This is a genomic window from Bacillus sp. AY18-3 (assembly GCF_008042305.1).
In the GTDB taxonomy this organism is placed as follows: domain Bacteria; phylum Bacillota; class Bacilli; order Bacillales; family Bacillaceae_G; genus Bacillus_A; species Bacillus_A wiedmannii.
On the sequence record NZ_QKQR01000020.1, the window covers coordinates 17,700 to 32,463 of the forward strand.

The following is a 14,764-nucleotide window of genomic DNA, read 5'->3' on the forward strand; positions in this document are numbered from 1 at the left end:
CATTCAGAAAATATAGGGTGATTTTGTAGAAGTGTTGTATGTCTTAATTTATTTAACAAAAAAAGATCATGCAAATTTGCATGATCTTTTTAGGATGACCCGTACGGGATTCGAACCCGTGTTACCGCCGTGAAAGGGCGGTGTCTTAACCACTTGACCAACGGGCCGTTAAATTAAATATAGCGGCGGAGGGGATCGAACCCCCGACCTCACGGGTATGAACCGTACGCTCTAGCCAGCTGAGCTACACCGCCATGTCGTCTTATTTAACGGACAATTAGTATCTTACCTCAGATATATTTTAAAGTCAACACATCTTGAAAACTTTTTTAAAAATATATTTTCACATATAAAAAAGCACCCCGAGCAATCGCCCTGGGTACCTCTCTATATGCTAAGAATTAAACGTTCTTATTATCCGCGACGTGCGCCACGGCCACCACGTTTAGATTCTGTGTTACGCTTTAAAGAAGTTAAACGATCTTCACTGTCCTTTAAGAAACGTGCCATCTTTTGCTCGAATGTTTCTTTTGGAGCTCGTTCGTTACCGCCGCCACGGTTATCTCTGTTGAAAGAACGATTACGTTGTGGACGTCCAGAACGTTGTTGATCGCCACCGCCACCGCGTTGGTATTCACCACGTGGACGATCTCCTTCTGTTTTTTCACGCTCTTTCGCTTTTTTAATAGATAGACCGATCTTACCATCTTTTTCAACGTTAATAACTTTTACTTCTACTTGGTCGCCCACTTTTAAGTGATCGTTAATATCTTTCACATAATTATCAGCAACTTCACTAATATGAACAAGACCCGTTAAGCCTTCTGGCAGCTCCACAAAAGCCCCAAAATTTGTAATACCTGTTACTTTACCCTGTAACTTGCTGCCTACCTCGATTGACATAAAAAAAATGCTCCTCCTTAGTGGTTAAAAAGTCAAATTTTACTTTATTATATATAATCCTAAAATATAGTGTCAATAAGACATACTCTACTTAGAAACAGGAAAAATTATCTCCCCTTTTCCAGAGAAGAAATAATCCCTTCTAGCAATCTTTAATACGTACTCTTCATCATTCAACTTTTGAACTTCGTCTTTTAGACTCTTTTCTTTATTCGTTAATGAATCCAGTTCTTTTTTCATGTCCTTAACTTTTGCTTCTTTTGCTCTAATGGAACTGTTTTGTTGATAAAACGTTACACTAATACTCGCAATAATTGTAAAAGCAAAGACAAGAAAAACCGCTAAACGGCGATAAAGTCGCTTCCTGTTCTCATCCGTTTGTATTATATGCTCTTTAACAGGATTTGGACTCTGTTTTTCGATTGTTCTTTGTCTCAGTTCCCTCATTTCCGAGGTCCCCCTAACTTCTTTTTTATACGCCCCCATAATTGGAAGATGTGTCCCTTCAATTTTGCTATATATTGCAGGAACCCTACATGTTTCATTATAAAAAGTTTAACACGATTAGGGAGAAGTTTCCATATGAGCGAAGCAATAAATCGAACAGGCCAGAAAAAAACTTTCCATATGAAAAGTAATATCCAAATCACCATTTTCCATAACACATGTCCAATTGAAAGCAGTATACGAAATAAGAATAATATAAATGCAATAAATAGCTGCGCTATAATAATAACAGGTTTTATCATGAGTAGCTTTATAATTTGAACAAAAAAGTGTGTTGTTTGCATAAAAATATAGATGAGAAAATTTAACAGTCTCATGTATATTGCTTTCAATAAGCTTTGATATGCCGCAAAACCACATAATAATGCCAAAAATACATATATACGTAGTTCAGCTTCATTTACAAGAAGCAGTACATAAAAAACGAATAATGCTTGGACAATCCAAAATAGTATATCATGAATAAATACAAGCCAACGTTTACGTTCTTGCCGCTTTAAAAATCGTTGGTATGTATCTAAAGACGCTCCAATCCAAGCACCCATTCCGATCATTGAGAGCATCGTATACAACTGAATTGTTAGGCTCATTTAAACAACTTACTAAAGAATCCTTTAGTTTTCTCCCCTTGATTCTCATCAATATACAGCATCTCATGAACTTTCCCTTTAATCGATACAACACCTTTTTCTACATCTAAATTTTTCATTTGCAAATTTTGACCACGAATTGTTAAAAAACCCATTACGGTCTCAAGTAAAAACTCCTCGCTATCAAAACTCTCTACCTGCTTTACACCGGTAATATCAATTACACGCCTGCCACGCATAATAATATCATGCTCTACCGAAACATTTTGTTGATTAGAAGACATAGGTGAGTAACCATTATCCACGTAAATCCCCCCATAGATTTATACTAGCTAATAGTAATGTATGAAGGGATAATTGATTTTAGAACAAGCCTTCTTCAGCCTTTACTTTTTCTTCGCGAACTAAACTATACATATTTGCTGCATCTTCTTTTTTAGTCGTTTCTTTCAATTCGTTTATTTTTACAGTTACTATTTTTTGACCAAAACGTATTGTTAATTCATCAGCTACTTTTACATCTGAACTCGCTTTTGCCACTTGACCATTAATTGATATTCTTCCTTGATCAGCTACTTCTTTCGCTAATGTTCTTCTTTTAATTAAACGTGATACTTTCAAAAACTTATCTAGACGCATATCAAATCCCCCTATTAACGCTCTGTTTGTTTTGCCTCTTCCCATAAAACGTCTAACTGCTCTAATGATAAATCTTGCATCTCTTTATTCATTTCAGCTACCTTTGCTTCCATGTATAAGAAACGACCGACGAATTTCTCATTCGTTGAACGTAACGCCTCTTCGGGATCTATTTTATAATGACGAGCTATATTCACAAACGCAAATAGTAAATCGCCAAATTCACCTAACATTTTCGCCTCATCCATATTTGTAACTTCTTGTTGGAACTCTTGCCATTCTTCTAAGGCTTTCTCTATCATCGGTTGTACATCAACCCAATCGAAACCAACTTTGCCAGCTTTTTTCTGGATTTCATAGGCGCGTAGTAACTGTGGCAAACTTTTTGGAACCCCATTTAAAACAGATTCTTTCACGAATCCTTTTTCTTGTTTTTTAATTTCTTCCCAATTGGCAATTACTTCATCGGCATTATTTACATCCGTATTCCCAAATACATGCGGGTGGCGGCGAACCATTTTCTCAGATAAAGTTCGAATAATATCATCTATAGAGAACCAACCTTCATCCTCCCCGATTTGAGCATGCAACATAACTTGTAATAATATATCACCCAGTTCTTCTACTAAGTGATCATCATCCTCTTCATCAATTGCTTCCAACACTTCATAAGCTTCCTCAATTAAATACTTCTTTAAAGATTGATGTGTTTGCTTTTTATCCCACGGACAACCATTCGGTCCACGAAGGTCTGCAATAATTTCTCTAAGCACATCAAACTGTTGATACAAGGACGCACGTTCTTTAACTGGTGGTACATATACACTCGTTAAATTATTCAACTCTGTTTCATGATCTAACATGTACAACGGCACCTTTTTAACTTGTTCAAATGAAGTCCCTGCAGCTGTTACGATATACACTTCATAATCATCTGATAGCATCTCCATTAATGTTAATTTCACATCAGATGCAACGAATGCGTCATATACTTGGCAAAAGATTAAATGTTGACGTAATTCTAATTGTCCTCTTTCAAATGATGTGGCGTCAATTAATTGGAATCCTTCAATCGGATCAATCTTTAGACTCGCAAACATAGGATCAAGGAAACTTTGTCCACCTTCAATGCGCACTTCAACATTCGCTACTTCACCTTTTTCCAACAGTAGCTGAACCGTTCTTTCCGCTACAAGCGGATGCCCTGGCACGGCATAGATGATTTCTGTGCCTTCAGCTTGTTCTAACAATGTATTGGCGATTGTTTCATATACAATTTCAAATGTATCATGCGCTTCATATACACTGTCAAAGGCTGTATATTGTATACCTTCTTTCTCCAACTCTTCTATAACGGGATGTTCCTTCGTTCTAACAAACATGTGATCTGCTTCTTTTATTTTTCGATATACACCCATCGTTAACTGATCTAACTCACCAGCACCTAATCCTAAAATAGTAATGATTCCACTCACAACCTGCCACCTCTATCCACTCTTCTTCAATGAACCTTCTTTTTTCTCTTTTTTCATAACGGTTCCTATTTCCGCTTTTGTAAATACACGTAATTTTAAAATTAAAAACACATATGTTAATCCACCGATAGCTACACCTAACAATGCCTCAAGTGTTGCAATTCCTCTATGCCTTGTATCAATTACTAATCCAGACATTTGCATCAAACGTATAAATATTATTAATACAAACCCCATACCGATACCACTAATAACTACACCTAACATATTACGCTTATCGATAAGCGATTCGGATACAGCTTGCATAAGTAATGCACTATTTAGCACAGAAATTACAATTAACGCAACTAGTGTTGCAATTGCAGCTCCCTTCACACCAAAATACGGCATTAATGTATAATTTAAAGCTAACTTTAAACAACCCCCAAATATAACGAATATTGCTGGTTTTAATGTTTGTCCTAACCCTTGCAAAATAGAAGCAGTTGTAATCGACAATGAACTAAATAAAATAGATAAAGATAAAATGGATAAAACATCTGACCCATCACTATTTTCAAACAACATAATATTCGTAGGCTGAATAATACAAGTTAATCCAATGGCAGCTGCAAATCCAATAACAAATGTTATTTTCATTGCTAACTTTACCTTTTCTCGAATAAAGGAAAGATCTCCTCTTTCCTTCGCCGCTGTAATAATTGGAATAAGTGACAATGAGAAAGAAGTTGTCACGACAGTACCTAATTGCATAAGCGGGATACTTCTGTCGTAAACACCTTTTAATACCTTTGCACTTTCAGCTTGCTCTCCTGCCCCAATAAGTAAGGAATAGAAGGAAATGGAATCAGCCATTTGTATAAAAATAAGTACTAAGTTACTAACACAAATCGCCAATCCCTGCCAAAACAGAATTTTAATGATCCTCTTTTTTCCCTTAATTCTCTTTACACTCTTGAAAAATATAGAACGAAAGTCATGACGCATATAAAGTACAAGTACGATAATCCCAATTAGTCCGCCTGCGATTGAACCTAACATAGCACCTGCACCCACTGTATATAAATCAAATCCGCGAGCAATTAGGGATAGAGATAAAAATACAATAATAGAAACACGAATTGTTTGTTCTATCACTTGCGAAACAGCTGTTGGCATCATATTATTGAACCCCTGAAAATATCCTCTTGCTACAGATAAAAACGGCATCAATATGAATGAAAATGAAATAACACGTAATAACTTATCTAAGTGTATATCACCCATGGCTGCTGCAATTGTTTCGGCACCAAAAAACAATGTAAAAAAGCCTACGAAACCAATTCCTAATAAAAACCAAAAAGATACACAGATAATTTCTTCTGCTTCTTGTTGTTTCCCTCGCTCTAATCGTTCCGCAACCATTTTTGAAATTATAATGGGGAACCCATAAGTAGCTAAAATTAAACAAAATCCATAAAACGGATAAATTTGTTGGTAAATATAAAAACCAATATCACCCGCTATATTTTGATATGGAATACGGTAAAAAGCGCTTAATACCTTTGTAACAAAACTTGCGATTGTTAATATAATAGCCCCACGCCAAAAGGCTTGATACTTCTTCGATTCCATACAAGAAAACTCCTTTTTCTATTCTCACCCCTCGTATTATATCATAAAGAAAAGGACAAGCTTCCTTGCCTACACGAGTAATAATACGTTCGTGCAACGCTAGAAATGTTCAACGAAAAAAGGTAGCAAAGCGCTACCTTCATTCAATATACATATATCTCCAAATATTTGATTTCTCAAAAAGAAATATCATAATTAGGAAAGATTGCTACTTCTAAAATTCGATATAGCCTTACTGCTCCATTTGTTTCGCTAAAAAGCTTGCAGCTGTATTTACTGACTTATGCTCTACTTCACTTATAATATCCTCTTTAGAGAAGATAACAACAGCTCCAATTGGATCCCCATTCGCAACAATCGGGCCAATTGTATAGGAACTCACTTTTTCTGTTACTCCATCAATAATTGAAATTTCGCTTTCATCTGTCATAATTACAGACTTACGCTCTTCCATTGTCTTCTCAATTAAATCGCCAACACTTTTATTTAAGTATTCTTTTTTAGATACGCCTGCTACTGCGATAATAGAATCACGATCGCATACAAGCACATTATGTCCTAAGCTATCGTATAAAGCTTCCGTATATTCCTTTGCAAAATTACCTAGTTCACTAATTGGAGAATATTTTTTCAAAATCACTTCTCCATCGCGATCAACAAATATTTCTAGTGGGTCTCCTTCTCGAATACGTAAAGTTCTACGAATTTCCTTCGGGATTACTACCCTACCTAAATCATCAATTCGACGTACGATTCCAGTTGCTTTCATTCTAATGCTGCCTCACTTTCTACTGATGATCAAAGTGGTGAATTTACCTGTTCATGTAAAAATCACCAACTGTTAGACATAGTATTTTACACATTAGTTCTTCTATGCACGCCGAATTGTATTTTTTTATCTTATATTAGGCATTTATGACTTCTTTTTTTACATCTGGTAGGCCTTTTAATAAATTTTCAGCAATTGTTAACCACTTCGATGTCTCTAAACCATTTGTTTTCATAACGATTTTCAATTGCGATCCTTCCATTCCTAGACCAATCATACGTCCAAAACTATTTCCAAGCATGAATAATTTTCCGCCATCAATATTTTGACTTGCTTGTTCTGAGAACAGAATTGTCACTTCAAATTTATTTTGCTTAATTAACTCAATTTGTTCTTTCATTGCCAATACTTTAATATTTGCAATTTGCAATAAGTAACCAACTTCTTGCGGGTAATCACCAAATCTATCTATCATCTCTTCCTGCAACTCTTCAATATCCTCAATTGCAGAAACACCTCTAAACTGTTTATACATCATAATCTTTTGTTTACTATCTGAAATATAAGCATCTGGTAAATATGCATCTACTTCTAAATCAATTTCAACATTAACTGTATTTTCAACCCCATCTGTTCCTCTACGCTGTTCAATTGCATCTTTTAACATTTGAGAATATAGATCAAATCCGACAGAATCAATAAATCCATGCTGTTCGGCTCCTAACAAGTTACCTGCACCACGAATGGATAAGTCTCTCATCGCAATTTTGAAACCTGACCCAAGCTCTGTGAACTCTTTAATGGCTTGCAGACGCTTCTCTGCAACTTCTGATAACACTTTATCTCGTTTGTATGCAAAGTATGCATATGCAACACGATTAGAACGTCCAACACGACCACGAAGCTGATACAGCTGCGATAATCCCATACGATCTGCATCAAATACAATTAACGTATTTACATTCGGAATATCTACACCCGTCTCAATAATTGTTGTACTTACAAGAACATCATGCTGCCCTTCTAAAAACGATAGCATAACAGACTCTAATTCACCTTCGTTCATTTTCCCATGTGCATACGTTACACGCGCGTCTGGAACTAACATCGAAATTTCATCTGCTTTTCTTTCGATATCCTCCACACGATTATATAGGAAGTAAATTTGCCCACCTCTTGCAAGCTCTCGTTCTATCGCTTCTCGCATTAACGCTGGATTATACTCTACTACATACGTTTGGACTGGGAAACGATTTTCTGGTGGTGTCTCAATAACAGATAAGTCACGCACACCAAGCATAGACATATGGAGTGTACGCGGAATCGGAGTTGCCGTTAATGTTAACACGTCAACATTTGCTTTTAATTGTTTAATTTTTTCTTTATGCGTTACACCAAACCTTTGTTCTTCATCAATAATAAGAAGACCTAAATCTTTATAAGTAACGTCTTTAGATAAAATACGATGCGTTCCGATTACGATATCTACCGTACCATCTTTTAAGCCTTTAATTGTTTCATTTTGCTGTTTTCTCGTACGGAATCTACTTAATAATCCTATATTGATTGGATAATCTTGAAAACGCTCTCGAATTGTTTCATAGTGTTGTTGTGCAAGGATCGTTGTCGGCACTAAAATTGCAACTTGTTTTTCATCCATAATTGCCTTAAATGCCGCACGGATAGCTACTTCCGTCTTTCCATATCCTACATCACCACAAAGAAGCCTATCCATCGGACGTCCACGTTCCATATCTTTCTTAATCTCGTCAATAGAACGTAATTGATCCTCTGTCTCTTGATATGGGAAAGAAGATTCAAATTCTTGTTGTTCTGCCGTATCTGGTGTATATGCATAACCTTTTGAAGCTTCGCGCTCAGCATATAGTTTAATTAGGTCATCCGCAATGTCTTGTACAGATTTTTCAACTTTCGTTTTGACCTTTTTCCAATCATTTCCGCCCAATTTATAAACTTTAGGATCCTTACCTTCAGATCCTACATATTTCTGCACTTGGTCAATTTGTTCAATTGGAACGTATAACTTATCATTACCTTGATATTTAATATTCAAGTAATCTTTATGAACACCATTAATTTCTAGTGTCTCGATACCTAAGAATTTACCTATACCATGATTTACATGAACTACATAATCTCCAACTTTTAATTCCGAATAACTTTTAATACGTTCAGCATTAGATAACTTCTGCTTACGTTGTGATTTTTTAACTTTTTTATGAAAAAGCTCTTTTTCAGTAATAACAACAAGCTTTTGCATCGGCATTTCAAATCCTGCATGTAAATCACCTACAGCAATTTGCAACCTTCCAGGCAATAATATATCTGTGCCCTCTACGATATCTGCCTCAATATCATAATCACTTAAAATATGTTGTAGTTTTTTTACACGTTCATCATCTGTGCCGAGCACAACAGTCGTAAAATGCCCTTCGTTCCATCTATCAATTTCAGTTTTCAACAACTGCATCTGCCCATGGAAATCTTGCATTGTTTTACATGTCACATTCACAATATTTTGCGGATGTGTATGTGCTATATGACGTAAGAATAACGTTAAATATACAAAACTTCTTTTTTTATGATGAAGAAATTCCTCAAACGAGTGTGAGAAAGATAAATCTTGAATAATTGTTCCCTCACCAAGAAGTGATATATACCATTCCGCCTCTTCCGTTTCAAGATGTGATGCCGTTTCTTGAATACGAGAAATCTCATCCAAAACCACAATACCATCTTCAGGTAAATAATCTATCAGACTAGCAGGTTCTTTATAGAAAATAGATAAATATTTAAACATCTGTTCTATACTTTGCCCGTTTTTTAACATCTCAATTTCATGACTTACCGTTTCAAGCACTGTAGTCTTCAATTTATCATCGGAAAGTTTTTGCATCGTCTTAGTCAAGCCTTCCTCAAGATGCTCAATTCCCGACTTCAATTCTTCCTGTGAAAATAAAAACTCTGTTGCTGGACCAAATCTAACACTTTCTTTTTTATCTTGAGAGCGCTGTTCATCCACATCAAATAATCGAATAGAATCAACTTCTGTATCGAAAAATTCAATACGAAATGGTAACTCTTCAGTTAATGGGTAAATATCTAATATTCCCCCGCGCAAACTGAATTCCCCAGGAGCTTCTACCATCGACTTACGTTCATAACCAATATGATGTAAAGTATGCAAGAATGTATCTAAATCAATCTCTTGCCCTAGATTGATTTCGATTTGCCTTTGCTTCCACAACTCTTTCATTGGTAAAAATCTGCGTAGTCCTGCAACTGGCGCTACAATAATCCCGTTCTCTCCTGCCGCTAAACGATTCAATACTTCAATACGTTGCGCCTTCAATTCTGGGCTTGCAACACCAATTTCTGATGCTATCAATTCATTTACTGGGTATAACCACACATCTTTTTCACCAAGTAACGCCACTAAATCTTCATGCACTTTTTGTGCTTGATATAAATTATGCGTCACAATAAGTTGTGATTTTTTTGTTTTTTTATATAAGGCCGCCATTAATAACGAACGAGAAGAGGTTGCCATACCTGATACAAGTTGTTCTTTTAAACCATCTTCTAGTCCATTAATAACCGATTGGATCTCTTCATTTTTATAAAATTGCTCTAATAAACCTATCATTTTCAAAACCCCTCTCAACATAAAGAGCAAGCCACTATATTTTATGCAAATATTTTGGAAAAAGAAAACAGAAAAATGCTTTGGACATGCCAAAGCGACAACATTTTATTGCAGAAATTTTTCATATTCATAATACTCAGGATAAGATGCGAGCGTTTCTTGACACGATTCACAAATCGTTTTTATATATATATTTCCATTCTCATGAAAATGAATCATCTCTACTACTTCTTGCTCTGTTAGTTGAAATAAAACGTCGCTATACACTTTTTCTGCAGTAACGGAGCCTACATTACTCCCGCAATGTCTGCAATAATAATACCCTTCCATACTAGCCTCCTAAAAATCCAATTACTACTAGTATGGGTAAAAACAAGACAAAATATTCCCAATCATACCCTTAACTATTGAAGGTATTCATGATTTGAAGAAAAGGTTTATTTAACCATTCTTCACATGCATCCGCTGCTTTTTCAATAGAATGACTCACATCAGGAATTTCTTCCGATGTAAAACGTCCTAATACGTAATCTACTACCTTCATGCCATTTTTCGGACGATCAATTCCCATGCGGATACGTTGAAACCCTTGTGTTCCTAAATGTGAAATTGTTGATTTCACACCATTATGTCCACCAGCACTACCTTTCATACGAAGGCGTAATTTACCTACAGGGATGTCTAAATCATCGTACAGAACAACGAAGTCCTCAACATCAATTTTATAGTAATCCATGAGTGGTCGAATACTTTCCCCAGATAAATTCATATATGTAAGTGGCTTTAATAAGATTACTTTTTCTCCATTAACAAATCCTGCACCAAATACTCCTTTAAATTTTTGTTCATTCAAAGAAATATTCCAACGCTTTGCAAGTTCATCAATCGCCATAAATCCAATATTATGCCTTGTTAATTCATATTCTCTACCTGGGTTCCCAAGTCCTACTATCAATTTCATTCTTGTACCACTACTTTCTTTTTTCGATACGAAAAGACGTAACCAATCTTGGTTACGTCTCATTCTATCCAATTAATTGAATAATACACTTACAGATTCTTCTTCGTATACACGAATGATTGCTTCTCCGATTAGTGGAGCAACTGAAAGTTCATGTACTTTGTCGATTTTCTTCTCTTCTGGTAATACGATAGAGTTCGTTACAACTAACTCTTTAATATTTGAGTTTTGGATACGCTCAATTGCTGGACCAGATAATACTGGGTGTGTACAGCAAGCATATACTTCAGAAGCACCGTTCTCAACAAGAGCGTTTGCTGCTAATGTAATTGTACCAGCTGTATCAATGATGTCATCAATTAAAATTGCTGTTTTACCTTCAATATTACCGATAATGTTCATTACCTCGGATACGTTCGGACGAGGACGACGCTTATCAATAATAGCGATTGGTGCTTTTAGGCGATCTGCCATTTTTCTAGCACGAGTTACCCCACCGTGGTCTGGTGACACGATTACGATATCTTTAAGACCTTTTGTTTCAAAGTAATCTGAAAGAATCGGTACACCCATTAAGTGGTCGATTGGGATATCAAAGAACCCTTGAATTTGTGGAGCATGTAAATCTAGAGTGATTACACGAGTTGCACCTGCTGTTTCAAGCAAGTTTGCTACAAGTTTCGATGTAATTGGTTCACGAGAACGCGCTTTACGGTCTTGACGCGCATAACCATAGTAAGGAATAACAATATTAATTGTTTTTGCAGATGCACGTTTTAATGCATCGATCATAATAAGTAATTCCATGATATGTTCGTTTACTGGGAAGCTTGTAGATTGAATAATGAATACATCGCAACCACGGATACTTTCTTCAATGTTAATTTGAACTTCTCCATCACTAAAACGATCAACAGAACATTTTCCTAGTCCTACTCCAATGTGCTTTGCAATTTGCTCAGCAAGTTCCTTATTAGAGTTTAAAGAGAATACTTTCAAATTAGAATTTAGATATTGAGTCGACATCTAGATTAACCCTCCACATTATGATTTTTTCTTATTCAGCAATTGATCAACATAGTCTTCTTTGTTAACTTGACGTGCACGTGCTACAGATAATGCTTTTGATGGAACATTCTCTGTAATTGTAGAGCCTGCTGCCACATAAGCACCATCTTCAACTGTTACAGGAGCGACAAGGTTTGAATTACATCCAATAAATACCCCGTTACCAATCACAGTTTTGAATTTATTCTTACCGTCATAGTTCACCGTAATTGAACCACAACCAAGATTCACGTCTTCTCCAACTTGTGCATCCCCGATATAACTTAAGTGTGAAGCTTTACTTCTATTACCAAAAACAGTTTTTTTGATTTCCACGAAGTTTCCAACGCGTACTTCATCTCCAATAACTGAATCTGGGCGAATATGTGCAAATGGACCAACCGATACTTCTGTACCAAGTTTACTATCATGTACAGTAGATTGTCGAATTGTCGTACGATCTCCAATTTCACTATCGCGAATTACTGTGTGCGGTCCAATTTCACAATCAGAACCAATTACAGTATTCCCCTCAATAATTGTTCCTGGATGAAGAACTGTATCACTACCGATAATTGCATCAGCAGAAATATACGTGTTACTTGGATCAATAATTGTAACACCATTTACCATGTTTTTACGGTTGATACGGTTTTTCATAATAATTTCCGCTTGCGATAGAGCGACTCTGTCGTTAACACCTAACGTTTCATCGAAGTGCTCTGTTTGATAAGCCGATACGATATGACCTTCATTTTTTAAAATCTCAATAACATCTGGCAGGTAATATTCACCTTGTACGTTATCATTTGAAACTTTAGAAAGTGAGGCGAATAAAGCTTTATTATCAAAACAATACGTACCTGTATTGATTTCTTTAATAGCTAATTCTTTCTCATTTGCATCCTTATGCTCAACAATCTTTTCAACATGACCATTCTCATTACGAACGATACGACCATATCCAGCAGGTTCTTCTATGTAAGCTGTTAGCACCGTTGCCATTGCCCCTGCTTCTTTATGTTGCTGAAGCAATGCTTCCATCGTTTCAGCAGTTATTAGCGGCGTATCACCACAAATAACTAAAGTTGTTCCTTCTTCATTTGCAAGTACACTTGCAGCTTGATCGACAGCGTGTGCTGTACCAAGTTGTTCTGCTTGTAATGCAAACTCACTTACGTTTCCTAGCTGTTCTTGTACCATTTCAGCACCATGTCCTACGACTGTTACAAGTTTCTGCAATCCTAATTGCGTTACTTGATCGACAACATGTTGTACCATAGGTTTTCCACATACAGGATGAAGCACTTTGTATAGCTTAGACTTCATACGTGTGCCTTTGCCTGCAGCTAGAATCACTGCAAATCTGTTTGACATATAGACCCTCCATCGCAACCTATTTATCCATTAACGATATTATCCTAAATCATCATATATTTCAAGAAACACATTTTAACTATTAAATTTTACCATAATTCTTATACGATGTTTTACTCTTTAGTATCTTTTTTAAGAAATAAGCTATACTATTTAAAATGATTTTGAAAAAATTAGAAGTTTTCCTCTTCACTTTAATAAATTCAGAATTTTCCGTACGAAATAGATAAAACCAAACAAAAAAAAACAAACTCCTGTAAATGCTTACAGGAGTTTGTTGCAAAATTATAGGGATTTCTTTAAAAAGCCCTTTTCATTCGAATTTTACGAAGCACCCGCTTCTTCAAACTCAACCTCTTCTAACTCGCCTAAACGATGATACTCTGTTAAAACCGCATCTTGAATTTTAGAGCGTGTATTAGAATTAATTGGATGTGCAATGTCACGGAATTCTCCATCTGGAGTACGTTTACTTGGCATTGCTACAAATAATCCATTATTACCATCAATTACACGAATATCATGAACAACAAATTCATGGTCTAGAGTAATAGAGGCAATTGCTCTCATGCGGCCTTCTGTGTTTACGCGGCGTAATCTTACGTCAGTCACTTCCATCTTGTGTTCACCACCCTTTTCTAAATAAGCGATATATTTGTATAAATTCCACAAAATTTCTATTTTCCCTTTAATTTTTTAAAAATTTTTAAGATAAAAATTTTTAATGTAATTGAATATAGAGATTAGTGGAGGTTATCGCTTACAAAAGATTACTTAACTAGGGCAATTACTTCGATTTCAATTGAAACATCTTTCGGTAATTTTGCTACTTGTACACAAGAACGAGCTGGCTTATGAGTAGAGAAATAAGAGCCGTATACTTCATTAACAGCATTAAAATCATCCATATCTTTTAAGAATACTGTTGTTTTTACTACTGTATCAAATGAAGCACCTGCTTCTTCTAATACCGCTTGTAAATTTTGAAATACTTGCTCTGTTTGTACTGTCACGTCTCCTGCTACAAGCTCTCCACTTGCAGTTAACGGAATTTGTCCTGAACTGTAAAACATATTATTTACAATAATCCCTTGTGAATATGGTCCAATTGCTTGTGGTGCATTGCTTGTTTGAACAACTTTCATATTTTTTCACCCTTTTATTATTTATTTTTACTCTTTAAAAATAGTGCACGAAAAGCAGTTTGTCCATCTA

General features: G+C 35.7%; 15 protein-coding genes and 2 tRNA genes. All 17 read right to left on the bottom strand.

Going from position 1 to position 14,764, the window contains the following annotated elements; all coding sequences use genetic code 11:
• Positions 1 to 95 precede the first annotated feature (95 nt).
• Positions 96 to 167: transfer RNA gene (locus DM800_RS18380), tRNA-Glu, on the bottom strand.
• Positions 168 to 180: 13 nt separating this feature from the next.
• Positions 181 to 254 (bottom strand) — tRNA-Met (locus DM800_RS18385).
• Positions 255 to 414: 160 nt separating this feature from the next.
• Positions 415 to 903: a S1 domain-containing RNA-binding protein gene (locus tag DM800_RS18390; protein ID WP_000021454.1), complete on the bottom strand. Its 489-nt coding sequence runs from the start codon at positions 901 to 903 to the stop codon at positions 415 to 417.
• Positions 904 to 990: 87 nt separating this feature from the next.
• The gene (gene divIC, locus DM800_RS18395) at positions 991 to 1,350 is read right to left on the bottom strand and encodes a cell division protein DivIC (protein ID WP_001208737.1); all 360 of its coding nucleotides are present in this window, start codon (positions 1,348 to 1,350) and stop codon (positions 991 to 993) included.
• Positions 1,347 to 2,000, bottom strand: coding sequence for a spore cortex biosynthesis protein YabQ (yabQ, locus tag DM800_RS18400; RefSeq protein WP_000059764.1), 654 nt, complete (start codon positions 1,998 to 2,000; stop codon positions 1,347 to 1,349). The genes divIC and yabQ overlap by 4 nt, the downstream gene beginning before the upstream one ends.
• On the bottom strand, positions 1,997 to 2,305 hold the full coding sequence (gene yabP / locus DM800_RS18405) for a sporulation protein YabP (RefSeq protein WP_000368630.1): 309 nt from the start codon (positions 2,303 to 2,305) through the stop codon (positions 1,997 to 1,999). Before yabP ends, yabQ begins: the two co-directional genes overlap by 4 nt.
• 58 nt (positions 2,306 to 2,363) lie before the next feature.
• Positions 2,364 to 2,639, bottom strand: a complete 276-nt coding sequence (locus DM800_RS18410; protein ID WP_001234876.1) for an RNA-binding S4 domain-containing protein — start codon at positions 2,637 to 2,639, stop codon at positions 2,364 to 2,366.
• Positions 2,640 to 2,653: 14 nt separating this feature from the next.
• Positions 2,654 to 4,114 (bottom strand): bifunctional methyltransferase/pyrophosphohydrolase YabN, encoded by a 1,461-nt coding sequence (yabN, locus tag DM800_RS18415; protein ID WP_000014264.1) that lies wholly within the window; start codon positions 4,112 to 4,114, stop codon positions 2,654 to 2,656.
• A 12-nt stretch (positions 4,115 to 4,126) separates the two neighbouring features.
• Positions 4,127 to 5,728: a putative polysaccharide biosynthesis protein gene (locus DM800_RS18420; protein WP_147787315.1), complete on the bottom strand. Its 1,602-nt coding sequence runs from the start codon at positions 5,726 to 5,728 to the stop codon at positions 4,127 to 4,129.
• Between the two features lie 232 nt (positions 5,729 to 5,960).
• A complete protein-coding gene (gene spoVT / locus DM800_RS18425; RefSeq protein WP_000648313.1) occupies positions 5,961 to 6,497 on the bottom strand; it encodes a stage V sporulation protein T in 537 nt (178 codons plus the stop codon).
• 136 nt (positions 6,498 to 6,633) lie between these two features.
• On the bottom strand, positions 6,634 to 10,164 hold the full coding sequence (gene mfd, locus DM800_RS18430; protein WP_000579706.1) for a transcription-repair coupling factor: 3,531 nt from the start codon (positions 10,162 to 10,164) through the stop codon (positions 6,634 to 6,636).
• 105 nt (positions 10,165 to 10,269) lie between these two features.
• A complete protein-coding gene (locus DM800_RS18435; RefSeq protein WP_000399441.1) occupies positions 10,270 to 10,494 on the bottom strand; it encodes an anti-sigma-F factor Fin family protein in 225 nt (74 codons plus the stop codon).
• 70 nt (positions 10,495 to 10,564) lie between these two features.
• On the bottom strand, positions 10,565 to 11,125 hold the full coding sequence (gene pth / locus DM800_RS18440; RefSeq protein ID WP_304488577.1) for an aminoacyl-tRNA hydrolase: 561 nt from the start codon (positions 11,123 to 11,125) through the stop codon (positions 10,565 to 10,567).
• Positions 11,126 to 11,197: 72 nt separating this feature from the next.
• Positions 11,198 to 12,151 (bottom strand): ribose-phosphate diphosphokinase, encoded by a 954-nt coding sequence (locus tag DM800_RS18445; RefSeq protein WP_000107420.1) that lies wholly within the window; start codon positions 12,149 to 12,151, stop codon positions 11,198 to 11,200.
• Positions 12,152 to 12,169: 18 nt separating this feature from the next.
• Entirely contained in the window at positions 12,170 to 13,549 is a 1,380-nt protein-coding gene (glmU, locus tag DM800_RS18450; RefSeq protein ID WP_000071045.1) for a bifunctional UDP-N-acetylglucosamine diphosphorylase/glucosamine-1-phosphate N-acetyltransferase GlmU, read from the bottom strand.
• 324 nt (positions 13,550 to 13,873) lie between these two features.
• Complete coding sequence (gene spoVG, locus DM800_RS18455; RefSeq protein WP_000454042.1) at positions 13,874 to 14,167, bottom strand: septation regulator SpoVG; 294 nt, start codon at positions 14,165 to 14,167, stop codon at positions 13,874 to 13,876.
• 152 nt (positions 14,168 to 14,319) lie between these two features.
• Positions 14,320 to 14,694 carry a RidA family protein gene (locus tag DM800_RS18460; RefSeq protein WP_000869826.1) on the bottom strand — a complete coding sequence of 125 codons (375 nt, stop codon included), beginning with the start codon at positions 14,692 to 14,694 and terminating at the stop codon, positions 14,320 to 14,322.
• Between the last annotated feature and the right edge of the window lie 70 nt (positions 14,695 to 14,764).